This window comes from Roseovarius mucosus (assembly GCF_002080415.1).
Taxonomy (GTDB): Bacteria; Pseudomonadota; Alphaproteobacteria; order Rhodobacterales; family Rhodobacteraceae; genus Roseovarius; species Roseovarius mucosus_A.
This window is the reverse complement of record NZ_CP020474.1, coordinates 2,349,569-2,372,824: the sequence shown is the minus strand read 5'-3', so window position 1 is coordinate 2,372,824 and position 23,256 is coordinate 2,349,569. Positions and strand designations below refer to the sequence as shown.

19 protein-coding genes are annotated in these 23,256 nt (G+C 61.5%); 7 read left to right on the top strand and 12 right to left on the bottom strand.

Annotated features, from left to right (window positions below; genetic code table 11):
* Positions 1-37: 37 nt before the first annotated feature.
* The gene (locus ROSMUCSMR3_RS11345; protein WP_008279709.1) at positions 38-631 is read right to left on the bottom strand and encodes an NYN domain-containing protein; all 594 of its coding nucleotides are present in this window, start codon (positions 629-631) and stop codon (positions 38-40) included.
* A 210-nt stretch (positions 632-841) separates the two neighbouring features.
* Here ROSMUCSMR3_RS11345 and ROSMUCSMR3_RS11340 point away from each other — a divergent pair, with 210 nt between their 5' ends.
* Both ROSMUCSMR3_RS11340 and tcmP read left to right on the top strand, forming a co-directional pair.
* Positions 842-1,597 (top strand): DUF5131 family protein, encoded by a 756-nt coding sequence (locus ROSMUCSMR3_RS11340; protein ID WP_081507383.1) that lies wholly within the window; start codon positions 842-844, stop codon positions 1,595-1,597.
* Positions 1,594-2,475: a three-Cys-motif partner protein TcmP gene (gene tcmP, locus ROSMUCSMR3_RS11335; RefSeq protein WP_157667292.1), complete on the top strand. Its 882-nt coding sequence runs from the start codon at positions 1,594-1,596 to the stop codon at positions 2,473-2,475. Before ROSMUCSMR3_RS11340 ends, tcmP begins: the two co-directional genes overlap by 4 nt.
* Positions 2,476-2,552: 77 nt before the next feature.
* On the opposite strand, the gene hslU is transcribed toward tcmP, so the two are convergent.
* From hslU to regB, 11 genes are all read right to left on the bottom strand, one after another.
* On the bottom strand, positions 2,553-3,860 hold the full coding sequence (gene hslU / locus ROSMUCSMR3_RS11330) for an ATP-dependent protease ATPase subunit HslU (protein WP_008279713.1): 1,308 nt from the start codon (positions 3,858-3,860) through the stop codon (positions 2,553-2,555).
* Complete coding sequence (gene hslV / locus ROSMUCSMR3_RS11325) at positions 3,857-4,411, bottom strand: ATP-dependent protease subunit HslV (RefSeq protein WP_008279714.1); 555 nt, start codon at positions 4,409-4,411, stop codon at positions 3,857-3,859. The genes hslU and hslV overlap by 4 nt, the downstream gene beginning before the upstream one ends.
* Positions 4,412-4,472: 61 nt before the next feature.
* On the bottom strand, positions 4,473-5,621 hold the full coding sequence (locus tag ROSMUCSMR3_RS11320) for an amidohydrolase (RefSeq protein WP_081507381.1): 1,149 nt from the start codon (positions 5,619-5,621) through the stop codon (positions 4,473-4,475).
* Between the two features lie 81 nt (positions 5,622-5,702).
* Entirely contained in the window at positions 5,703-6,023 is a 321-nt protein-coding gene (trxA, locus tag ROSMUCSMR3_RS11315) for a thioredoxin (RefSeq protein ID WP_008279716.1), read from the bottom strand.
* A 59-nt stretch (positions 6,024-6,082) separates the two neighbouring features.
* Positions 6,083-9,454, bottom strand: a complete 3,372-nt coding sequence (addA, locus tag ROSMUCSMR3_RS11310) for a double-strand break repair helicase AddA (protein ID WP_081507380.1) — start codon at positions 9,452-9,454, stop codon at positions 6,083-6,085.
* A complete protein-coding gene (addB, locus tag ROSMUCSMR3_RS11305; RefSeq protein WP_081507379.1) occupies positions 9,451-12,390 on the bottom strand; it encodes a double-strand break repair protein AddB in 2,940 nt (979 codons plus the stop codon). Before addB ends, addA begins: the two co-directional genes overlap by 4 nt.
* The gene (locus tag ROSMUCSMR3_RS11300) at positions 12,383-13,066 is read right to left on the bottom strand and encodes a nucleotidyltransferase family protein (protein ID WP_081507378.1); all 684 of its coding nucleotides are present in this window, start codon (positions 13,064-13,066) and stop codon (positions 12,383-12,385) included. Before ROSMUCSMR3_RS11300 ends, addB begins: the two co-directional genes overlap by 8 nt.
* Positions 13,063-14,076 (bottom strand): aminoglycoside phosphotransferase family protein, encoded by a 1,014-nt coding sequence (locus tag ROSMUCSMR3_RS11295; protein ID WP_081507377.1) that lies wholly within the window; start codon positions 14,074-14,076, stop codon positions 13,063-13,065. The genes ROSMUCSMR3_RS11300 and ROSMUCSMR3_RS11295 overlap by 4 nt, the downstream gene beginning before the upstream one ends.
* Positions 14,069-14,554 carry a tRNA (adenosine(37)-N6)-threonylcarbamoyltransferase complex ATPase subunit type 1 TsaE gene (gene tsaE, locus ROSMUCSMR3_RS11290; protein WP_008279721.1) on the bottom strand — a complete coding sequence of 162 codons (486 nt, stop codon included), beginning with the start codon at positions 14,552-14,554 and terminating at the stop codon, positions 14,069-14,071. Before tsaE ends, ROSMUCSMR3_RS11295 begins: the two co-directional genes overlap by 8 nt.
* Positions 14,555-14,594: 40 nt before the next feature.
* Positions 14,595-16,121 carry a PAS-domain containing protein gene (locus ROSMUCSMR3_RS11285; protein WP_237183435.1) on the bottom strand — a complete coding sequence of 509 codons (1,527 nt, stop codon included), beginning with the start codon at positions 16,119-16,121 and terminating at the stop codon, positions 14,595-14,597.
* Between the two features lie 75 nt (positions 16,122-16,196).
* Positions 16,197-17,585, bottom strand: a complete 1,389-nt coding sequence (regB, locus tag ROSMUCSMR3_RS11280) for a sensor histidine kinase RegB (RefSeq protein WP_037297032.1) — start codon at positions 17,583-17,585, stop codon at positions 16,197-16,199.
* Between the two features lie 87 nt (positions 17,586-17,672).
* Between regB and ROSMUCSMR3_RS11275 the strand changes: the two genes are divergently transcribed.
* From ROSMUCSMR3_RS11275 to ROSMUCSMR3_RS11255, 5 genes are all read left to right on the top strand, one after another.
* Positions 17,673-18,302, top strand: coding sequence for an SCO family protein (locus ROSMUCSMR3_RS11275; protein ID WP_081507375.1), 630 nt, complete (start codon positions 17,673-17,675; stop codon positions 18,300-18,302).
* 75 nt (positions 18,303-18,377) lie between these two features.
* The gene (locus tag ROSMUCSMR3_RS11270) at positions 18,378-18,929 is read left to right on the top strand and encodes an ActR/PrrA/RegA family redox response regulator transcription factor (protein WP_008279725.1); all 552 of its coding nucleotides are present in this window, start codon (positions 18,378-18,380) and stop codon (positions 18,927-18,929) included.
* A gap of 165 nt (positions 18,930-19,094) precedes the next feature.
* Positions 19,095-20,081 carry a glycosyltransferase family 2 protein gene (locus ROSMUCSMR3_RS11265; RefSeq protein WP_008279726.1) on the top strand — a complete coding sequence of 329 codons (987 nt, stop codon included), beginning with the start codon at positions 19,095-19,097 and terminating at the stop codon, positions 20,079-20,081.
* Positions 20,082-20,106: 25 nt separating this feature from the next.
* Positions 20,107-21,807, top strand: coding sequence for a beta-1,6-N-acetylglucosaminyltransferase (locus ROSMUCSMR3_RS11260; RefSeq protein WP_008279727.1), 1,701 nt, complete (start codon positions 20,107-20,109; stop codon positions 21,805-21,807).
* A 6-nt stretch (positions 21,808-21,813) separates the two neighbouring features.
* The gene (locus ROSMUCSMR3_RS11255) at positions 21,814-23,241 is read left to right on the top strand and encodes a sulfotransferase family 2 domain-containing protein (RefSeq protein ID WP_081507374.1); all 1,428 of its coding nucleotides are present in this window, start codon (positions 21,814-21,816) and stop codon (positions 23,239-23,241) included.
* The last annotated feature ends 15 nt before the right edge of the window (positions 23,242-23,256 follow it).

Here is a 23,256-nt window from a genome sequence, read left to right as displayed (position 1 = left end):
AAAACATGGGGAAATCCGCGTCGGTATCGTGTCGGTCTTACGTCGGTATGTCCATGCCTTCGAACCAGAGCGCCCCGTCACGATAGCCTCCCCGGATCAGACGCCCCGACTGTTTGATTTCGGGATAGTCAGCGGCCCAATCGCGGTAACGGTCATTGGTGACGATGGGCGCGCCGACATCGCGCGCAACGGTCAGAAGGTAGCGATCGGCAACGGTGCCCTTGGGCACGACCATCACCCAATCCTCGGCCAGCCCCAGATAGCCGGCCATGGCATCATCATGTTTGTATTTGCCGGTCAGCAGATAGCCCGCATTGGCATCAAACACGACCCCCGGCGCAAAGCCGATGCGGCGCAGCTGCCCGATGACCTCGCGCAGCGTTTCGATCCTTGGGGTGTTGTCGCGCCAATACATGACGTTGGAACCGTCGATCAGGATGCGGTTCGGCTCTGTCTCGGGCTCGGGCGCGGCCGGGGCCGTGATCCGCAGAAAAAGGGCGCGCCAAAGCAGGATCAAAGCCGCGATGGTGCAAGGCCCCGCCAGCAGGATCAGATCGCCATAGCCGGGCAACAAAAGCGCCACGGCAACACCGATGAGAGAGAGGGCAAGAAGGAGAACCGGAACAACCATAAGGGGTGTTTAGCGCGGGGAATGCGGAGGGGGAAGTGGGGGATTTGGGGGGTGGGCGCAAGTACCTACCCTACGCTTGCTTTGCAAAAGGGGTAATTCGCTGCGCTCTAGGTGCGTGTCCGCTTTCACATTCAAAGTAAGCCAATGAATACTTGTTCACTGTTTGTTTAACTTGTTGTAGCATTTTTCGAAAAACAGAGGTCGCGCAGAATGGCACAGAAATCTGAAATCGAATGGACCGACGCTACGTGGAATCCCGTGACAGGATGCACGAAGATCGGCCCCGGTTGCGACAACTGTTACGCTGAAAGGTTCGCGGAACGTTGGCGCGGCATTGAGGGGCATCCATATGAGCAGGGCTTCGATATGCGCCTCTGGCCATCGCGTCTTGGGCAGCCAGCGTTGTGGAAGAAACCGCGCATGATTTTCGTCAACTCTATGAGTGACCTGTTCCACAAGGACGTTCCGCGTGAGTTCATAGACTGCGTGTTCGAGGCGATGGAATCCGCAGACTGGCATGTCTATCAGGTGTTGACCAAGCGATCGTCATTGATGCGCAACTATGTCCGTCACCGTTATGGTGGCGGGCGAGTGCCGACACATATCTGGCTTGGTGTATCCGTAGAAGACGCTGCCCACAAAGGGCGTATCGAACACCTCCGGCAAATCAACTCGGACGCACGGTTTATCTCTTTCGAACCACTGCTCGGCCCGATTGGTGTGGTCGACCTGACGGGCATCGCATGGGCGATAGTTGGAGGCGAGAGTGGGCCCGGAGCGCGACCTATGGAAGCCGCATGGGCGACCGCATTGCGTATCGCATGTGAGCAATACGAAGTGGCGTTCTTCTTCAAACAATGGGGCGGTGCGCGTCCGAAATCCGGCGGCCGCCTGCTCGAAGGCGAAGAATGGAACGGGTTCCCTTGGCCGATCGTGCCAAAGTCGATAATAGCGGAGCTTGCATGAAGAAGGATCACCGCGAAAACACGGTCGGGCCGTGGGCCGCGGCGAAACTCGACGCTCTGGAAGCATACCTGAAGTTCTACGGAACGGCGCTAAGCAAGCAGTCGTTCACAAGAGTCTATATAGACGCTTTTGCAGGAGCCTGCGTAACCAAGGTGCGCACCTCAAATCTCTCGGTGGAGCATTCACCGTTTTTCGACGAAGCAGACGACACCGAAGCGCAAGAGGAATTTATCCTTGGCTCTCCAGTGCGAGCGCTGCACGTGCCGTACGGCTTTCACCGGCACTATTTCTTCGACCTCGACGAGACTCGCGCGGAGACGTTGCGCGCTGTCACCGAAGGAAGGAAGGACGTGACCATTCAGGTGGGTGATTGCAATCCGCTGATCCGAAACCTCGCGCCCTCACTGAAGGCACGCAACGTTCGCGGTGTCGCTTTCCTCGACCCCTACGGGGCTCATCTAGAGTGGTCGACCGTTGAAGCGCTGGCTGAAACTGGAACCATGGAAGTGGTGATCAATTTCCCCCTCGCGATGGCAATTAATCGCCTGATCACCCGTTCTGGTGACGTGCCGGAACGGTGGGCCGATCAGTTGACCGCTTGTTTCGGAACCGATGAATGGCGCAAAATCGCGTATAGTCGAAAACTTGATCTGTTTGGCAATGAGGTCACTACCAAGAACGGCAACGTAGCGGAAAGACTACTTGATCTTTACTTCGGACGACTCAAAAAGCTTTTCCCTTATGTCGCCAAGCCCCACTTGATCCGCAACACGCGCAAAGCACCCCTTTATTACCTTATCTGGGCTGGACCTAACAAACTCGGATTGACAGGTGCCGACTACATCCTGCGCCAAGGAGAGACAGTTCACAAACGCTGAGCGTCAATGATTAAGAGTAGTAGGATTTACAAAGCGGAAAGTTGCCATTCGCACGTTCTACCTCCACTCTAGCCCCCCTACAAAACATACCTGCTCAAATCCGCGGACCGCATCAGCTCGCCCAAGTTCGCCTCGACGAAGCCTGCATCGACCGTCACGGTCTCGCCGGCGCGGTCGGGGGCGGTGAAGGACAGTTCTTCGAACACCCGTTCCATGACGGTGTAGAGCCGCCGCGCGCCGATGTTTTCGACCGATTGATTGACCTCTGCCGCGATATGGGCGAGGGCGGCGATGCCATCCTCAGTAAAGCTGACCGTCACCTCTTCGGTGCCCATGAGGGCGGTGTATTGCAGGGTGAGGGCATTGTCCGTCTCGGTCAGGATGCGGACGAAATCACCTTCGGTCAGCGCGCGCAGCTCAACCCGGATGGGCAGGCGGCCTTGCAACTCCGGCAAGAGGTCTGACGGTTTGGCGATGTGAAAGGCCCCAGACGCGATGAAGAGGATATGGTCGGTCTTGACCGCGCCATATTTGGTCGAAACGGTCGTGCCCTCGATCAGCGGCAAGAGATCACGCTGCACGCCTTCGCGGCTGACATCGGCACCGCGCGCGTCCGAACGGGCGCAGACCTTGTCGATCTCATCAAGGAAAACGATGCCGTTCTGTTCGACCGCCTCGAGTGCGGTGCGGTGGACAGTTTCATCATCAAGAAGTTTGTCGGCCTCTTCGCCAATCAGAAGCGCGTAGCTGTCGGCGACACTGACACGCTTGGTCGTGGTGCGCTGGCCGAACGCTTTGCCAAAGATATCACCGAGGTTCATCATGCCCATCTGGCTGCCGGGCTGGCCGGGAATATCCATCATGCCCAAGGGGCTAGAGGTATCGGCCACCTCGATGTCGATCATGGTGTCGTCAAGCAGCCCCTCGCGCAGCTTCTTGCGGAACATATCGCGGGTGCCTTGGCGGGCATCCTCGCCAGCGATAGCGGTGATCACGCGCTCTTCGGCGGCCTGTTCGGCGCGGGTCTTGACGTCGTCGCGCATCCAATCGCGGGTCTGGGCAATGGCACTGTCGACAAGATCGCGGATGATCTGTTCGACGTCACGGCCGACATAGCCGACTTCTGTGAATTTGGTCGCCTCGACCTTGATAAAGGGCGCGCGGGCGAGTTTGGCGAGACGGCGGGAGATTTCGGTTTTGCCAACGCCGGTGGGGCCGATCATGAGGATATTCTTGGGATACACCTCGTCGCGCAGATCATCGGAGAGCTGCTTGCGCCGCCAACGGTTGCGCAGGGCGACGGCAACGGCGCGCTTGGCCTCTTTCTGGCCGATGATGTAGCGGTCAAGCTCCGAGACAATCTCGCGCGGGGTCAGGTCGGTCATTTGGAAATCCTTTCCACCGTCAGCTTGCCATTGGTGTAGACGCAGATATCGGCGGCGATGGCCATGGCGCGGCGGGCGATATCCTCGGCGCTCAGGTCGGGATTTTCGGCCAGACCGCGCGCCGCAGCGAGAGCGAAGTTGCCGCCCGAGCCGATGGCGGCCACGTCATGCTCTGGCTCGAGCACGTCGCCCGCTCCGGTGATGACATAGAGCTGATCGCCATCGGTGACGATGAGCATCGCCTCGAGCTTTTGCAGGTATTTATCCGTGCGCCAATCCTTGGCCAATTCCACGCAGGCGCGTTGCAATTGGCCCGGTGTCGCCTCAAGTTTGGTTTCCAGCCGTTCGAGCAGGGTAAAGGCATCCGCCGTAGACCCGGCAAAGCCCGCGACCACCGGATGCCCCCCGGGCGACAGGCGGCGCACCTTGCGGGCGGTACCCTTGATCACCGTCTGTCCAAGGCTGACCTGCCCATCCCCGGCAACGACAACCTCGCCGCCGCGCCGCACACCGATGATGGTGGTGCCGTGCCACCCGGGAAAATCGCTCATTTGGGCCTCCTTATTCTGTGTCCCCTATATGGAAGGGGTCGGGAGAGGGCGCAAGGGCAGGCTAACCCAGCATGTCGCGGGCGACCTGATGAAAGATGCGCGCCCCAATGGGAATGAGGTCGTCGGGAAAATCGTAGTCTGGATTGTGCAGCGCGGCATGGGTGGAACCTGCGCCAAGAAAGAGCATGGCAGCGCGGGCGCGTTGACCAAAGCGGCCAAAATCCTCGGACGCGCGCATTGGCAAGCCGCGCGCGTCATGGGGCACGTGCAGCGCATCGAGCGCCTTGCGCAAAATCAGAGTCGCATCGGGATCATTTGCGCAATGCGTGAAAATATCGTGATAGCTGATTTCAACACTGATGTCGTGCGCCGCTGCGGTGTTTGTCACCAGCGTTTCAGCACGATCACACAGCGCCTGCATCTGAGCGTCAACGAGAGTGCGCAGCGTAACGTAGAGCGTGGCCTCGCCCGGTGCGATGCCAAAGGCAGGTGCGCCCATGCTGGTATGGGTGACGGTGGCCAGAGTGAAATCGTGATCTTGCGGTATGCCCCGGCTGAGGGCGGTCAGCGCGGGCATAAGATGCGACAGCGCTTGCATCGGCGAACGGCCATTCTCTGGCTCTGACGCATGGGCGGATTTTCCGCTGAGGGTAATGGACATACCGCGCGAGGCGCAATTGACCGGGCCGGGGATGAGGCCGACATGCCCCAAGGGCAGGCCCGGCATATTGTGCAGGGCAAAGGCATAATCAGGTGAAATAGTCTCGAATTCTGGATCGCGCAGCACTGCCGCTGCGCCTGCGCCGGTTTCCTCGGCGGGCTGGAACAGCAGCACAACCCGACCCCGCGCAGGGCGCTGACGAGACAAGAGACGCGCGAGCGCCAGAATCACCGTCATATGCCCATCATGGCCACAGAGATGCCCCGTGCCGGGCACGGTCGAACGGTGGGGCAGATCGCCCTGCTCGGTGATCGGCAGCGCGTCAAGTTCGCAGCGAAAGAGGAGCGTTGGCCCTTGACCCTCGCCGTCGTAGACCGCCGCCACGCCATGCCCGCCAAGCCCCGTCAGCACGCGATCGGGCGTGTGGTCCGTGAGAGCCGTGATAACACGCCGGGCTGTCCCCTGCTCTAGTCCAGACACTTCGGGGTGTTGGTGCAGCAGGTGGCGCAGCGCGGTCAGCTCTGTAATGTCAGCATTGGTCAGGGTCATGGTGTGATCATGCGGGTTTTGTGGCCAAAGAAAAGGGGCCGCGACCGGCGCGACCCCTTTTGATCTTGTGGCGTTGCAGGCTCAGATGCTGTCTTCGATCCAGCTCTGGAGGGCGGCCTTGGGGGCAGCACCAGCGCGGTTCGAAACAACCTGCCCGTCCTTGAAGATGAAGAGCGCCGGGATGCCGCGCACGCCCATGGCGACGGCGGAATTCGGGTTGCTATCCACATCGACCTTAACGATCTTGACGCGGCCGGACATCTCGCTTGACAGTTCTTCCAGAACCGGGCCGATCTGTTTGCAGGGGCCGCACCATTCGGCCCAGAAATCCACGACGACGGGAATGTCGGAATTCTTGACTTCGGCGTCGAATGTGGCGTCGGTGACGGCAACGGTGGCCATGATCTGTCTCCTAGTGGTCAGGGTTTCGGTCGTGAACCTATGGAGCCGGGCGCGGCGCGTCAAGCGATGGTGGTGGATTCCAGCGCCGCAGTCACAAGATCGTGGGGTAAGGGCATGAGCGTGGCGGTGCGGGTCCAGAGGATCGCGGTGTCAGTGCGATGATCCGGGTAGAGCTGCCCGAGCGCGTGGGCATAGGCCCCCATCTGCCGCAGCAGGGCATCAGGGCAGTCGGCGGGCGTGTCGGGCACCAGCGCGTTGGTCTTGAAATCAACGGCGAGGATGCGGGTATCTTCGATAATCAGGCGGTCAATCACACCATGGATGCGCCGCCCCTGAAGCGGGTCGAGGGTGGCGGTGATCGCCACCTCTGTCAGCGCAGCGGGCGTGAAAAGGGCCAGAAGGCTAGGCCGTGTCAGCACCTTGTCTGCCTCGGCGAGAAGAAGGGCGAGTTCTTCGCCTGTCGCGGCATCACCCCCATTGGACAGAAGCCGCGCAGCGGTGGCGGGCCAGTCATGGGCAGGCACAGTGGGCAGGAATTCAAGCAGACGGTGGATCTGACGACCGCGCCGTTTTGCGGCCTCTTCATCCAGCCCGCGTTCGCCGGGCAGCGCCTTGGCCCCGCCCAGCTCTGACGGGCTGAGCGTTTTGAGGCGCGCAGGGAGCGGGGCGGGGCGCTGAAAGAGCGGATCGAGGGTGATTGTTTGAGGGGACGCAGAGGGCGCTGAATTAGTCTCTGTTTCAGCCCAAATGCCATGATCAAGACGCAGGCCAGGGCCATGGGCAAAGCTGTGGGGTTGCGCGCCTGCGGCCAGCATCCCGCGCTGCACCTTTTCATACCAGGTGTCGCCTTGTTTACCCAGATCGCCATGGGCAGCAACGATCAACCACGTCTCGGCCCGCGTCATGGCGACATAGAGCAGGCGGTCACGTTCCGCCAAAAGCGCGCGGCGTTCAGTATCGAGCGCTGCGGCCAAGCTGGGCGGCATGTCATCGGCGCGCCCGGTCCAAAGGGCATGGCCCGCTTGCGTCACGATCTGTGGCGCTGGGGGCGTGCGCCAAACGCCACATTCAGGCAGGATCACGACGGGCGCCTCAAGCCCCTTGGCCCCATGCACGGTCATGACGCGGATGCGGTTGCCAGCGCTGTCGAGTTGGCGCTTGATCTCGAGATCGTCGGTTTCCATCCAGACGAGAAAGCCCGTTAGGCTATCCACCGCGCGACGTTCATAGGCCATGGCCTGCGCCAGAAGGGCGTCAATGCCATCCTCCGCCTCGGTCCCCAGACGGGCGAGCAGACGGCGGCGGCCATCGTGGCGGGTCAGAACACGCTCGATCAGGTCATAGGGGCGCAGGAAATCGGCGTGATCAAGCAGGTCACGCAGGATTGTGATGGTGTCGGGATGCTCGGCGGCGCGGGCGCGCAATTCCTCCCAGAGATAGGGACGATTGCGGCCCTGCGCGAGGGTGTAGAGCTGCTGTTCGGACCAGCCAAAGAGCGGCGAGCGCAGGGCAGTGGCCAGCGCCAGACTATCCTCGGGCGTGGCGAGAAAGGACAAGAGCGCCTCAAGATCGCGCACGGCAAGTTCCGCCCCCACCTTGAGCCGGTCAGCCCCGGCGATGGGCAGGCCCTGCGCCTTGCATTCGCGGATGATCTCGTGAAAGAGCGCGGACCGGCGGCGCACAAGGATGAGGAAATCACCGGGTTGCACGGCGCGAAAACCGCTGGGCGATTTGGGATCGGGGATGGCCTGCCGCGCGGTGATCATATCGCGCATGGCCGCCGCAACCTGCCGCGCCAAAAGGATTGCCGGATCGTTGGTGGCGCGGATGTCTACGGGCATGTGCCAGGCGGGCGGCTCGTCCTCATCCGGTTTCTCGACCAGAGGCCAGAGATCGACGCGACCGGGGAGGGTATCAAAGAAGGCTTTGTGACCCTCTTCCGGCGTAAAACCGCTCTCGCTGCTTTGATCAAAGCAGCAATCGACGGTGGTCAGGATCGCCCGCGACGAGCGAAAGGAATAAGCCAGAACGCGCGATTGCAGCGGGGTGTTGGTGGCGCTCAGACGCAGGCCAAATTCCTGCTGCATGCGGTCGAATTCTCGCGGGTCGGCCCCCTGAAAGGAATAGATCGACTGTTTCTTGTCGCCCACGACAAAGATCGTACGCGCCACATCGGCACGCGCGCCCTCGCCGCTGGTGAATTCCTGCGCCAGACGTTCGATGACCTGCCATTGGACGGGGCTGGTGTCTTGCGCCTCGTCCACAAGAATATGGTCGATGCCACCATCAAGCCTGTAGAGCACCCAAGCCGCGACCGCTGGATCGGTCAAAAGATCGCGGGCGCGCAGGATCAGATCGTCGAAATCAAGGAGGCCGCGCAATTGCTTGGCGCGTTCATAGGCGGGCAGGAAAGCGCGGGCGAAGTCATGCAAAGCGCGGGTTTTCTGCATCGCAAGGAGGGCAAGGCGCGCGGGGCGCGCCGCTTCGACGCGCAGCATCCATTGTTCGATCTGCGGCAGGACAGAGGCAAGGACACCTTGGGTCGCCTTGGTCGGAAAAGAGCCTAACTTGGCGGAAAAGGGCGATTTGGCCCCTTTGCCAGTGAGAAAGACATCCTCGAGCACGGGCAGCGCGCGCAGGTCCAACGCGCTCATTTGCGCGAGCTTGGCGGCGGCCTTGACGTCATTGGCAGACCCGGCCTGAAGCGCAGGCATGAGGTGGCCGAGAAGCGCCTGTTCACTGCCCAGAAACACCCCGTCGCGGATCATCTGGGCGCTCAGCCCCTTGGGCTGATCAAAGAGGGCGGCCAGATCGGCATCGCTGAGCGGTTGTGCAAATCCACTGCGGTTGCGGACAATTTCGGCGGTCAGTTTTTCCAGAGTTTCGCCGGAATAGTGTCTGGCAAGGGCGTAAAACGTGGCGGCCTGCGGCCCGGCGGCCAAGTCTTCGACAATCTCGGCGCGCAAGAGGGTGGCAGTGCGATCCTCCATCTCGGTGAATTGCGGCGTGACGCCCGCCTCGAGCGGAAAACGACGCAGAAGGGAGGCGCAGAAGGAGTGGATCGTCTGGATTTTCAGCCCACCCGGCGTCTCGATCGCGCGGGCAAAGAGGCGGCGGGCGTCGCGCAGGGTCTGTTCGGTGATCGCGCCCTCATGGCCCAAAAGGTCAAGCTCTTGCATGAGCGCGGCATCGGCCAGCATCGCCCAAGCGCCAAGGCGGCGAAAAAGACGGTTCTGCATCTCGCTTGCCGCGGCCTTGGTATAGGTGAGGCAGAGGATATGCTGAGGATCGACCCCATCGAGCAAAAGCCGCGCCACACGGTCTGTAAGCACCCGCGTTTTGCCCGATCCGGCATTGGCCGACAGCCATGTCGAGAGGTCGGGGCGCGCGGCCTCAACCTGTGCCTGAGTGGCGGCATCACGCGCAGTCATTGGCCCACCTTGGTCACGTCGGGTGTATCGGTCTGGTCCCATTCGCCGTAGCGCGCCAGCTGGTCGTAATCCCCATCCTCATCGGCATTGCGCGGCGCGCGGCGCGCGGTATAGCCCATATCAGGGTCGAAATAGGCCGAAATCAGCGCGTGGAACTCGGCCCAGATCTTCTCAGGTGGTTCTGTGTCGAGCGGCGCGTCCAATTCTTTGGGTTCACTACCCAGCCCGATAAAGACCGCGCGGGCGACACGGGTTGGGCCCATCCCCTCAAAGCCGGAGCGGGTGGCAATCGCGGCCTCAAGCAGCAATTGCTTGTCGAAACTGGTTTGTTCCTTGGTCGAAGGGGGCGCGCCGGTTTTATAGTCATAGATATGCACCTGCCCCAGATCATCGAGATCGAGCCGGTCGGCCTTGGCCGAAAGGGTAAAGCCCAGATCTGGCAGGGTGGCGCGGCCTCTAGCCTCGAAATACACGGGTCGGGCCAGCGTTCGACGCCGCGCCTCAGTGTCGATGAACCAGTCGGCAACACGGTCCAGCCGCGCCAGCCACAGCGCGCGCGCCTCGGCCCAAGGGACATTTTCGGCCAGAACAGTCTCTGCATGGCGCATCAATGTGGCGTGGTCGCAGTGCTCCGGGTGATCCAGTGTTTCGCGAATGAACCCCTCAAGAATTTCATGCAGCACGGTGCCGCGCAAAAGCGCATCGGGCGCGCGCATCAGCGGATCAAGCGGGCGCAGTTTGAGGATATGGCGGGCATAGATGGCGTAGGGGTCGCGAATGAGCCGCTTGATCTCGGTTACGGTCAGATGGTCGGGGCGTACGGCAACGGGCGGCGCGGGCGCAGGCCGGGTGGCACGCGGCACCTCGCCCGGGTCCTCTAGCGCCGTGGCGCGGTCGAGCCAGAGGCGGCCACGGTTGCGCATGTCCTCAATCGCCGCCTGCCCCCCCTGATCCGGCAGTCCAGAGAGCAGGTTCAAAATGCGGTTGAGCCAGCGCGAGACCACGGTTTCGGCATCGGCAGAGCGGACGGACCGGGTAAGCCAGACCTCGGGCGCGGCGATCGCCTGTTGGAAATCATGCGCCGAGAGGCCGATGCGCCGCTCGGGCAGCAAAAGCCCCACCTGATGGCGCAGGGCACGGTTGAGCCAAGGATCGGGTTTGGGGGATTCGGGCCAGCTCCCTTCATTCAGCCCGGCGAGAATCAAGAGATCGGCCCCCTGAACGCGCGCCTCCAGCGTGCCCCAGATTAGGATATGGGGGTGCGGATCGACAGGATTGCGCACCTCGCGGGCGCTCAGAATCTTGTGAAACAGGCTGGAATAGTCACTGGCGCTGAGCGCGCCCGCATGATGGGCCTCGGCCCGAAGTTCGGTCACGGCCTTTTGCGCCTCTTGCCCAGCATCCTTGAGCCAGAGCGTGCCAGAGCCTGTGCCATGGCAGCCTTGGGCGATCTTTTCCGCGAGGTCGAGATGCGTGGCCACGCTATGATCAAGAGGGATTTCGCCGGAATAGTCTCTGTTCACAAAGCAAGCGCAAAGCCAGCTCACCCATTCAGGGGCAAGGGGATCTTTTTGCGCAGCACCCCAAGCGCGCAGGCTGTCTTCGGTCGGATAGGGGGGGCCGTGGCGGCGCAGATGCAATTCCAGCTCGCGGGTGAGGCGCAGATGTGGGCCACGCTCGGCCCCCTGATGTGCCAGCGGATGTTTGAGCAGAGTGAGCAGAGATTCGGCGCTGAGCCGGGTGCGAAACAGATCGGCGACATGGCGCAGAAAGCGCCCCGGTGGTGACAGGTGCAGCGGCAGACCGGCACTATCATCAGGCAGAATATCCCATCGGTCGAGCGCTGCGGTCACTTGGCGGGTGAGCGTGCGGTCTGGCGTGATGAGGGCGGCGGTGCGCCCGTCCTCTGCCGCTTGGCGCAGGCGCAGGGCGATGGCGAGCGCCTCTTGGCGTTGCGACGGGGCCTCGACCAGCGTGACATTGGCCATGGCCCCGGCGATGTCGCGCAGATGCGGGCCGTCGCGCAGCCATTGATCGGTGACAGGGGCGGGGCGTAGGGCCAGCGACACCAGCGCGTTGCGCGCCGGGTTGGCGGGGGAGATATCAGACCATGGGCGAATGTCCGTAGGCGTGATCCCAGCCCCAGCGGCAACCCGACAAAAACGGTATTGCGGGTGATCCTCAGAGAGCATGGCATCACCCAGCGCATCCCAGACGGGGGCGGGCATCTCAAAATCAAAGCCGGGCAGCACGACCGCCCCCTGTGGCAGGCGCGCTACCGCCTGCATAAGGTGCTGTGTCGCCCCCCGTGAGCCGGTGGACCCCGCGAGGATGACGGGATGCGCGGGCGGGGTATCGGCCCAGAGGGCGGCCAGCCGTTCGATCACAAGGCGCTGGCGGGTTTCCACATCGGGCGCGGCGCCGCCGATCTCGAAATAGTGGCGGACGATGCCGAGAAAGGATTTGATCCGCGCCCAATGACCGGATTGATCGGTGATATCGAGCGTTTCGATCGCCTGCGGTGCGACACCTTCGCCGTGCATTTCATCCATCAGCCCCGCAAGACTATCCGACAGGTCGTAAATCGCGCTGCGGGGGGCAAGATCAGGGGCGTTGTCGAGAAGTGTCGCGATAAGCTGCACCAATTCCAGCCTGCGGCGCAGGGGCGGCACCGGATCGGGGATATGGGCCAGATCCCACAACTCTCCGAGATCAGTCAGGAGGCTGATGCGCGGCAAAAGACAGGGGGGGCCTGCGTCGAAGAGCTCGCGGATGCGGCGGGCCATGCGACGGGTGTTAACGATAAGTTGCACGCGCGCGAGGACCTCGGGCGGTTTTCCTGATTGGTGCGCGCGCAGGCCTTCGACCAGAGCACGGGGAAAATCCACACCGGGCGGCACGCCATAAAGGCGGGGGGTATCTGAAGGATCAAACATCGGGGGCCGCGAGCAGGGATTCGGCAAGGGCAATCCCCTCTGGGTGGCCGACATCGCACCACTGGCCGGGGTAATCGGCTGCAAAGAGCCGGCCCTCGGACAACATCAGATCCCAAAGGCGGTTGAGGGAAAAGGCGCGCTCGGGGATGGTATGCAGCAGGTCAGGCTTCACGATCTGAAGCCCGGAATAGACCGAACCGGGGCCGCGCGTGGCGCGCCCGTCGGCATCAATCTGGAAATCGCCCGTGCCGGAATGGCCGACGGTTTGCGCGCGCGGGATGCAGAGCAGAAGCGCGTCCATCTCTGCGGGACGCCAGAGGCCAGCCAGTTGGTCAAGCGGATTGGGGCCACGCCAGACGGCATCGGTATTCATGGTAAAGACCGGGCCAGTGCCAAGCAGAGGCAGCGCGGCGCGAAGCCCGCCGCCGGTTTCCAGAATCTCAGGCATTTCAAGAGAAAGGCGGATGTTACGCCCCGCCAGATGCTGCGCCAGTTGGTCGGGCAAGTAGTGCAGGTTGGCCACCACCGGGGCCGCGCCATGCGCCGTGGCAAGATCGAGCGCGTGGTCGATGAGCGGGCGGCCCGCCACCTCGATCAGCGGTTTGGGACGGGACGCGGTCAGCGCCCCCATGCGCGTGCCGAACCCGGCGGCAAAGAGCATCAAAGGCAGGCTCATGACGCGCGTTGTGCGCGCAAGCGCTCTAAGATCGCAGAGGTCGGCGCAGGCAGCGCCGCACGCAGGAGATCTGCAACCGGGGCCAGCGCCGGGTGATCGAGATCCCGCTGCAAATGGTCCCAGACACGGGGGATAAGATCAATGTAATGCGCCTTGCCATCACGCAGGCAGAGGCGGGCAAAGACGCCCAGAATGCGCAGATTGCGTTGGGCGCCAAGGCAGTAATAGGCCCCCTCAAAAAGGGACTGATCCGTCTCGGTCGCGCGGCAATAGCGGGCGATCATCGCTGTCTCGATAGCCCGGGGCACATCGCGGCGGGCGTCTTGCAGCACCGAAACCAGATCATAGGCGCGATGCCCGGTCATGGCGTCCTGAAAATCGAGCAGGCCCACCCGCGCCGACCCTCTGCGCCCCGGCAACCAAAGCAGGTTTTCGGCGTGATAGTCTCGCAGCACGATCACATCAGTGGTCGCGGCGTGCTGACGCAAGAGGCGGTTGAGCGCAGCGAGGGCTTCGGCACGTTGGGGGCTCACCTCTCCTGTTGCCCCGGTGAGATACCAGTCAAAGGCAAGGGCGGCCATGTCTGTCATGGTGTCGGGGCCATAAGGCTTGAGACCTTGAGGGGGTGCCGCACGGTGCAGGTCGATCAGGACGTCGGTCGCGGCGGTGTAAAGCTGATCCTCCATCTGAGGGGCAACCGGAATGACACGCGCAAAGAGCGCATCGCCCAGATCCTCGAGGATGAGAAAGCCGCGCGCCTCGTCCTGCGCCAGAATATGCGGGGCGCTGAGGCCAAGGCCGGTCAGGTAGCGGGCGATTTGCAGAAAGGGGCGCACATCCTCGCCACGCTCGGGCGGGGCGTCCATCAGCACGGCGGTTGTGCCGGTTTTGGGATGGGTGAGGCGCAGGTAGCGCCGGTTGGAGGCATCGCCCGCCAAGGGCGCAATGGCCGCGCCTGCCCAATCGGTTTTGGCGACAAAATCCTGCATCAATGCGCTGCGGTCACTCATTCAACACCCCCTTCAATCGCTGCCCCCACCTGTCACCCTGCCACATGATCCGCAAGAGGCGGTGATCCTCTGCGCCGGGTCGTGGCACAGTGTCAAAGTCCAGCAAAAGCGCATCGGGCGGAGTCAGGTCACCCAGCCGGTCAGGCCATTCTATCAGGCAGATGGCGTCTGTGAATGCGTCGGTCAGGCCAAGTTCGACCAGGTCCATCGCATCGCCCAAACGGTAAAGATCGGCATGCCAGATTTCACCGCTTTGCCCCTGATAGGTCTGCACCAGCGTATAGGTTGGCGAGGGCACATCCTCGGGCGATAGAAGCAGGGATTGTATCAGGCAGCGGGCAAAATGGGTCTTGCCCGCGCCGACACCACCCGAAAGCAGAAGCGTATCGCCGGGGCAAAGGCAGGATGCCAAGCTGCGCGCCAAGGCGCAGGTCGCCTCGGGGCTGGCAAGGAGGATTTGGGCGCGGGCATCGGACATGCCCCGACACTACACGCGCCGCGTCCGCCCGCAACCCGGTTCAGCGCAGGGGCAGATCCACGCGGTCTGCCGCGATGGGGGCGCGATCCTTGAGGCAGAGCATGGATTGACCCCGCCCCAAGGGCACAACCCGAAGATCCGCCCCCGGCTGCCCCGGCGATATGGCGCGATCATGGAGGGTCGCAACCAGACGCCGGGAGGCAATGCGATCCTCTACTTCGGGCCAGAGGCCGGGATCGGGGTAGCGCGCGGCGCAGGCCGCGATCACGTCATGCAGGCCCATATCGGCAAAGCTCGAATCCGGGTCGATGCCCAGCATCTCGCCAAAAGCAGTATTGCAAAAGAGCAGGCGGCCATCCTGTGCCAGCACCGCGATCCCCTCTTGCAGGCAGTCGATAACGGATTGACGCAAGTCCATCTGGAGCCGGTGGCGGCGGGTTGTCGACACCTCAAGCGAGATATCCTCGAACAGAAAGGCAACAGCACCATCGGGATGGGGCCGTCCGGTAACGCGGTAGGTCTGGCCCGAAGGCAGTGTCCAAACCTCGTGATACAGACCACCCGTGGCGCTTTTGACCATATCGGTGATCTGGCTGCGCCAGCTTGCGTAGTTTTTGGGTTCCGGCATCACCATCCGGTCGCGCAGAGCATCGAAAAATCCAAATAGGCTAGGCCGCGCGCTGAGGAATTCAGCAGGCAACCCCGTAAGATCGGTCAGCGCCGGATTAAAGATTGCCAGCGTCTTGGCCCGATCAAAGACCACAAGGCCGGTCGTGAGATCGGCAAATGTTTTGCTCAGCGTCTGGACAAACTCGCGTTGCAGCGTTTCGGCGCGAATGAGGCGGGTGATGTCCTGTGCGTGATGGATGCAGCCCAGCGCGGTGCGGGTCACATGCAGGTCATAGATATGATCCGGCTGCCCCGTATCCCCGGCAAGGTCGAGCCGGACACAAGAGGTCTCGCCCAGCTCTGGCGGGATGTCGGGCTGTGCGGTCAGGGGCGAGACATGGGCGGGCGGCACTGCGCGGGCACTGTCATTGTGCCAGATCACGGTGCCTGCCGCATCCATGATCCAGACCGGCATCGGCGCATGCTCAGCGGCAAGGGCGCGCGCCAGCAGATCATAACGCTCCTGCGCTGCGGCATGGCGAGTGATAGCGTCGGCGGGCACCGTGTCACGCAGCACGGCGCGCAGGCTGTGTTCCTGTCGGGTCAGGGTGAGGCTTGCACCATCCTCGGCCTGCAAGCACAGGCTTTGGCCTAGGCGCATATTCTCCTGATCTTGCGGCAGATCGCCAAAGCGAAAGCCCATCCATAGGCGGAAACGGGACCAATCGCTGTCCTCGGGCGATCCATCGGGCAGAGCGTCGGGCAGAGACAGGCTGCTGGCGTCGTGATCCAGCAGTGCACCATAGCGAAAAAGAAAGGCCGCATCCTGTATGCCCGGCACCGGTTGCGCGCGCCGGGCTGGCAGGCTTAGGCCACCGATCAGCCAAAGAACCGCCAACGACAAGAGAAGGGCCAGCGGCACGAGCACGGCGATATCCGAAACGGTCATCTCAGGCATCTGCATCCCCCGCAGGCTGTTATCGGGGGTAAGTCTGGCGCAGAGTGGTTAAGGGGGCATTAACGCCGACCGGGATCACCCACGCAAAGGCTGATTGAGACCCAAGGCGGGGGCGAGCGGACCGGATGGGGCCTCGAGCGCGTCGCGGGGCCATGACACCTCGACCAGTGCGCCGGTGCGCGCGGCATGGCTGACCTGCGTGCGAAAAGAATCCGAGCCATTGGCAAAGGTGAGATCGGCGCCCGACCGCTCGAGCAGGGTCTTGGCGATGAAGAGACCCAATCCCATGCCCTCATAGGCCGGACGCTCTGGATCGCTGGCGGGGGCGCGGCGGCGGATAAAGGGATCACCGATGCGCCCCAGCATGTCGGGCGGGTAGCCGCGCCCATCATCCATGATCCGCAGGGTAATGGCATCTTCGGTCCAGCCGCTCTCGACCCAGACATTATCACGGGCGAAATCCACCGCGTTCTGGATCAGGTTGCGCAGCCCGTGGATCACCTCGGGGCGGCGCAGCACGGTGGGTTGCGTGATCAGGTCCCCAACGCCATGGTCGAAATGAATCCGTTTGCCACGATCGACATGCGGCTCTGCCGCCTCTTCGATGAGGGCGGTCAGGGGGGCGGTGCGCAGGTGCAGGTCATCCTTGCCCACGCGGCCCATGGAGCGCAGGATGTCGCGGCAGCGGTCAGTTTGCTGCACGATCAAGAGCGCATCTTCGCGCAGGTCCGGGTGATCGGTCAGCTCTTCGGCCAATTCGGCACTGGCCAGTTTGATCGTCGCCAGTGGCGTTCCCAGCTCATGCGCGGCGGCCGCCACCACCCCCCCCAGATCAGTCAGTTTCTGTTCACGCGCCAAGGCCATTTGCGTGGCTTGCAAAGCGTCGGACATGGCGTGCATTTCCTGCACGATCCAGCGCGAATAAACCCCGAGAAACAGCACCGCGATGACAATGGCCACCCAGTTTCCAAAGCGGAACACATCCGGCATTGCCAAAACGAACCCATCCTGAAGCCGCAGCGGCAAGTAGAACTGCATGAGCAAGGTCACGATCATGATCGCCATCGCACCGAGAAAGGCGGTTGAACGGCCCGAAAGCGCAGAGGCCGAAACCGTGACCGGCCCCACGATCAGGATGGAAAAGGGATTGTGCAGCCCCCCTGTGAGATAGAGCAAAAGCCCGAGTTGCAGCATGTCAAAAAGCACGACCAGAAAGGTGTCTTGCTCTGAAAGACGCTTGTTCTCGGCAAAAACGAAGGCGGCGACAAGATTGCTTGCGATTGAGACGCCAATCACCAGAAAGCAAAGGCCAATCTCCAGATCAAGGCGGTAAACCCGCTCGGCGATGATCAGGGCCGTGGCCTGCCCCACGATGGCCCACCACCGCAACAGGACCAGCGTGCGCAGGCGAATCCAGTTACCACGCTGGCGGGATTTCAAGGGTTCGGGCGAAAGATGGACCATGTGTGCGCCTGCGTCCCATTGCATGCGAGAGGTGGGATGATACATAAGCAAAGTCGCACTCTGCCCCTACGAACGCAAGGACATCCCATGACCCGCCTGATTGCCATTGCCGCTGCACTCGCTGTTGTCGCCGGGCTGGGGCTAACCTTTGCCCTGACCATGATGGGGGGCGAAGAAGACCAGTTCGCGCAATGCCGGACCTCAAGCGTTGCCGGGGGCGCGGCGCAGATCGGCGGGGAATTCACCCTTGTCAGCGAGACCGGAGAGACCGTGACCGACAAGGAGGTGATCGACCAGCCGTCGCTGATCTATTTTGGCTATACGTTCTGTCCAGATGTCTGCCCGCTCGACAATACGCGCAATGCCGAGGCGGTTGATCTGCTGGAGGAGCGGGGCCTCATGGTCAAGCCGGTGTTCATCTCGGTCGATCCCAACCGCGATACGCCCGAGGTGATGGCCGAATACACAGATTATGTGCATCCCCGCCTCTTGGGTCTGACCGGTAGCGAAGAACAGGTGCGCGCCGCCTCGAAGGCCTATCGCACGTTTTTTCAGGCGCATCAGCCGACCGAGGGCGAGGAAGATTTCTATCTCGTGGACCATTCCACGATGACCTATCTGACACTGCCCGAGCATGGCTTTGTCGAGTTTTTCCGTCGAGACGCGACCGCAGAGCAAATAGCTGATCGTGTTCAGTGTTTTCTTGACGCTCGTTAGAATAGCGCGTTTGTTTGACGGAGGTCAGGCTGCGGGCTAGAACCTGTGTCAGGACGGCAGAGCGGGAGGAACGGCATGACTGACGAGGTTCAGGATATCGGCGAAGACAGGTCGCTTCTGCTTGTCGATGATGACGAAGCGTTTCTGAAACGTTTGGCCAAGGCGATGGAAAAGCGCGGGTTCGAGGTTGAAACCGCCGGATCGGTCGCAGCCGGGCGCGCGATTGCCACGGCACGCCCCCCTGCCTATGCCGTGTGCGACCTGAGGCTAGAGGATGGCAACGGGCTCGACGTGGTCGAGGTGATCCGGGAAAAACGGCCCGATAGCCGGATCGTTGTGCTGACGGGATACGGCGCGATTGCCACCGCTGTGGCGGCGGTCAAGATCGGAGCCACGGATTACCTGTCCAAGCCTGCGGATGCCACCGACATCACCAATGCCCTCTTGGCCACTGGTGCAGACCTGCCGCCACCGCCCGAAAACCCGATGAGCGCAGATCGGGTGCGGTGGGAACATATCCAGCGTGTATATGAGCTGTGTGATCGTAACGTGAGCGAGACGGCGCGCCGCCTCAACATGCATCGCCGCACCTTGCAACGTATCCTCGCCAAGCGGTCGCCCAAGTAAGTTTGCGCCCGTGAGGGGCGCAATTTGATCATTTTTGCGTCAACAAATTATATTTTTAGCTAAGATTGTTTCTCAAAAGCTCGTATTAAATCTTGGAGAATAGTTTGACGCCACTTCGGGCAGGCAACAGGACGTGATTTTTTGGGGGCATGGCAATCATATCGGATGCGACTGCGGCGCAAACGGGCGAAGATTCGCGCGTTTCGCAAGCATTTCTCGCTCACTCCGGTCATCAACCGCACCGACCGGATCAAACCGGGCGATGTGCTGTTGTTCTCGACCATGCGCGACGAGCATATCCGCCTACCCTATTTCCTACGGTATTACCGCGAGTTGGGGATTTCGCATTTCCTGATCGTCGATAATGACAGCACCGACGGCGGCGCAGAGTATCTGGCCGCGCAAGAGGATGTGTCACTTTGGTCCACCAAGTCGAGCTACAAGCGCGCCCGGTTCGGGGTGGATTGGCTTAACTGGCTGCAAGGAAAATATGGCCATGGCCATTGGACGCTTGTGGTCGATCCGGACGAATTCTTTATCTACCCGTTCTGCGACACGCGGCCCATTCGCGCGCTGACCGACTGGTTGGACACCTCTCAGGTGAAATCCTTTGGCGCGATGCTGCTGGATATGTATCCCAAGGGCAGGATTGATGCGGTGCCTTACCAGCCGGGGCAAAACCCGATGGAAATTGCCGCGTGGTTCGATCCGGGCAATTATATCATCGAGAAGAACAAGTTTTATGGCAATCTCTGGATTCAGGGTGGGCCACGGGCGCGGGTATTTTTCCCGGACAACCCCAAAAAAGCACCAGCGCTGAACAAGACGCCGCTGGTACGATGGGACCGGCGCTATGCCTATGAAAGCTCGACCCATATGATCCTGCCGCGCGGTTTGAACCTGACCTATGACGAGTGGGGCGGAGAAAAGGCGAGCGGCATCCTGCTTCATGCCAAGTTTCTGGATACCTTTACCGTCAAGGCCGCAGAGGAACTGACCCGCCGCCAGCATTATTCCGGCAGCGTCGAATACAAAGCCTATGCAGAGATCGTGAAGGACAATCCCGAACTTTGGTGCAAATGGTCAGAAAAATATATAAACTGGCGGCAATTAGAAATTCTCGGGTTAATGTCCAAAGGGAACTGGGCATGAGCGCGAGGAAAGATACAGGGACAGAATGAGCGTCGGCATCATCATGCTGGTTCACACGGCCTTTGGTCGCGCCGAACAGGTGGCGCGCCATTGGGCGGCGTCTGGCTGTCCGCTGGTGATCCATGTCGACAAGGCAGTGCCGCGCAAGACCTATAACGCCTTTGTGCAGGCGCTGTCAGACATGAGCGATGTGCGCTTTGCGCCGCGCCATCGCTGTGAATGGGGCACATGGGGGCTAGTGGCCGCCACCCAAGGGGCGTCTGAGATTATGCTGCGCGATTTCAAGGACGTGCGGCATGTCTATCTGGCCTCTGGCTCATGTCTGCCGCTGCGCCCGGTGCAGGAGTTGATCGACTATCTGGGCAAGCGGCCACATACCGATTTCATCGAAAGCGCGACGACCGCAGATGTACCTTGGACCATCGGCGGACTGGATCAGGAGCGGTTCACGCTGCGGTTTCCGTTCTCTTGGCGCAAGAACCGCTATCTCTTTGATAAATACGTGGCCCTGCAACGGCTGGTGCGGTTCAAGCGGCGCATCCCCAACGGTATCGTGCCCCATATGGGCAGCCAGTGGTGGTGCCTGACACGGCAAACGCTCTCGGCCATTCTGGAAGACCCCGAGCGCAGCGTCTATGACCGCTATTTTTCCAAAGTCTGGATACCTGACGAAAGCTATTTTCAGACGCTGGCACGACAGTATTCCCGCCAGATCGAGAGCCGGTCGCTGACGCTGTCGAAATTCGACTATCAGGGCAAGCCGCATATTTTCTATGATGATCACCTGCAACTCTTGCGGCGCTCTGACTGTTTCGTGGCGCGCAAAATCTGGCCCTTTGCCGATCGTCTTTATGAGGCGTTCTTGACCGATCAGGCCAGTGCGATGAAGCGCACAGAACCGAACCCCGGCAAGATTGACCGCATTTTCGCCAAGGCGGTGGAGCGGCGCACGCGCGGCCGTCCGGGCCTCTATATGCAAAGCCGGTTTCCGGTGGAGGGTCGCGAAAACGGGCTGACCTGCGCACCCTATTCGGTGTTTGAGGGCTTCAGCGATCTCTTTGAGAATTTCGAGCCTTGGCTGGCGCGGATGACGGGCATGCGGGTGCATGGCCATCTCTTTGCGCCCGAGCGGGCCGAGTTTTCGGATGGGCAAACGGTGATGAATGGGGCGCTGTCGGACAGTGCTGCGCTGCGCGATTACAACCCCCGCGCCTTTCTGGCCAATCTGATCTGGAACACGCGCGGCGAGCGGCAGTGTTTTCAGATGGGGCCGCGCGACGTGCTGACAGATATCGAGTGGGATATTGTCCGCGATCCCAATGCACAGGTTTCTGTGATTTCAGGAGCTTGGGCCGTACCGCTCTTTAAATCCAATGCCAATTTCTCGGATATCCGGCGCGAAGCGGCGCAGTTGCAGCGGGTCGAAAGCAAGCATCTGGAGGTTCTACGCTCGCAATGGATCAAGGCGCGGGTGCGTATCTGGACCATGGCCGAATTCATCGAGGCCCCGATGGAGCCGTTGCAGACCATCATCGACGAAATCGGCCAGCAGAACCTGCGCGGTTTGGCCGAAGTGCCGCGCATGGCCGATTTGACCGGCTTTGGTCAGTTCCTGCAGAACCTCAAGAATCAGGGGATGCATCCCTATGTGATGGGAGATTTCCCGGTAGAGCAGGGTATGAACGAACCACAGAGCAGTCCCCGCAAACCCTATCTTGTGCGATAAGGCCGAATGACAGGCAATTTTGATTACTTCGTGGTGTTCGCGGAAATGCGCACCGGCTCCAATTTTCTGGAAACCAACCTGAATGCCTTTGACGGAATTGAATGCCATGGCGAGGCGTTCAACCCACATTTCATAGGCTATCCCAACAAGACCGAGATGCTAGGGCTGACACAGGCCGAGCGCGACGAGGTGCCAGAGCGTCTGATCGGGGCGGTCAAGGGACAGTCACGGGGGATCGGCGGGTTTCGCTATTTCCATGATCACGACCCGCGGATTCTGGACCTGATGCTGGATGATCCGCGCTGTGCCAAGATCATCCTGACGCGCAATCCGGTTGAGAGCTATGTATCGTGGAAAATCGCGCAGGCGACGGGGCAATGGAAGCTGACCAATGTCAAACGGCGTCGCGACAGCAAGATCACCTTTGATCCGGCTGAGTTCGAGCTGCATGTCGGGCGATTGCAGGCGTTTCAGGTTTTCTTGCTCAACCGGTTACAAGCGGCGGGCCAGACGGGGTTTTACCTCGCTTATGAGGATTTGCAGAGCCTTGAGGTGATGAACGGGCTGGCGCGCTATCTGGGCTGCGACGCGCGGCTCGAGGCGCTGGATGCTTCGCTCAAAAAGCAGAACCCAGAGCCGCTGGAAAGCAAGGTCGAGAATTTCGCCGAGATGGAGCGGGCGCTGGCGGGGTTGGACCCGTTCAACCTGACGCGCACGCCCAATTTCGAGCCACGCCGCGGCGCGGCTGTGCCCGGTTTCGTGAGCGGGGCGCGTGCGCCCCTGCTCTACATGCCGGTGCGGTCCGGCCCCGAGGCCGAAGTCTGCGCATGGCTGGCAGCGCTTGACGCTGTGCCGGTCGAGACATTGCCAACGAAGCTCAATCAAAAGGCATTGCGGCAATGGATGCGGCGCAAGGGGGGGCATCGGCGCTTTACCGTGCTGCGGCATCCGGTGGCGCGGGCACATGCCGCCTTTTGCGACAAAATCCTGATCAAAGGGCCGGGATGTTATCGCGACATCCGCCGCACATTGCGCAATTTCCACAAACTGCCGATCCCCCAAGGGGAATTGGACGAAAGCTATGATCGCGACGCGCACAGGCAGGCTTTTGCCGCCTTTCTGCGGTTCCTCAAGGCCAATCTGGCGGGGCAGACAGGGATCAGGATGGATGCGCATTGGGCAACGCAAGCCGCTGTGCTGGAAGGGTTGGCCGAGTTCGCCCCGCCCGACATGGTGGTACGGGAAAATGAAATGGCGGGGTATCTGACCGCGCTTGCACGGCAGGTGGGCTATTCCAAGGCCCCCGCGCCCTTGCCCGCGCCGGAAACCGGGCCATTCCCGCTGGCCGAGATTTACGATGCCGAGATCGAGGCGCTAACGCGCGACGCCTATCTGCGCGACTACTTGACCTTTGGCTTTGGCGATTGGGCGTGATGCGGCTGGACCTCA